This is a genomic window from Streptomyces sp. DH12 (genome assembly GCF_020873895.1).
Classification (GTDB): Bacteria; Actinomycetota; Actinomycetes; order Streptomycetales; family Streptomycetaceae; genus Streptomyces.
This window is the reverse complement of sequence record NZ_JAHWGT010000585.1, coordinates 1-552: the sequence shown is the minus strand read 5'-3', so window position 1 is coordinate 552 and position 552 is coordinate 1. Positions and strand designations below refer to the sequence as shown.

Here is a 552-nt window from a genome sequence, read left to right as displayed (position 1 = left end):
AGCACGCAGTTCCACCTCCAGGTCGACCCGGAGGACTTCGCGGCGTACTGGAACGCGGCACAGGCGATCGCCGGGGTGCAGGTGGCCCTCGCGGCCAACTCGCCCTTCCTGTTCGGCAAGGAACTCTGGCACGAGACGCGGATCCCGCTGTTCGAGCAGGCCACCGACACCCGCCCCCAGGAGATCAAGGTGCAGGGGGTGCGGCCCCGGGTGTGGTTCGGGGAGCGGTGGATCACCAGCGTGTTCGACCTCTTCGAGGAGAACCTGCGCTACTTCCCCGCCCTGCTCCCCCTGTGCGACGACCAGGATCCCGCGGAGACCCTGCTGCGGGGCGACATCCCGGACCTCGGCGAGCTGACGCTGCACAACGGCACCATCTACCGCTGGAACCGCCCGGTGTACGCCGTCTCCCGCGACAAGCCGCACGTCCGCGTGGAGAACCGGGTGCTGCCGGCCGGACCGACCGTCGCGGACACGCTGGCCAACGGCGCCTTCTACTACGGACTCACCCGCGCACTGGTGGAGGAGGACCGGCCCGTGTGGTCGCGGATG

The 552-nt window shown here is 69.9% G+C and carries 1 protein-coding gene; it reads left to right on the top strand.

Annotated elements, in window-relative coordinates:
- Positions 1–552: glutamate-cysteine ligase family protein (locus tag LPA54_RS35905; RefSeq protein WP_228984742.1), on the top strand; the 552-nt coding region annotated here is incomplete at both ends.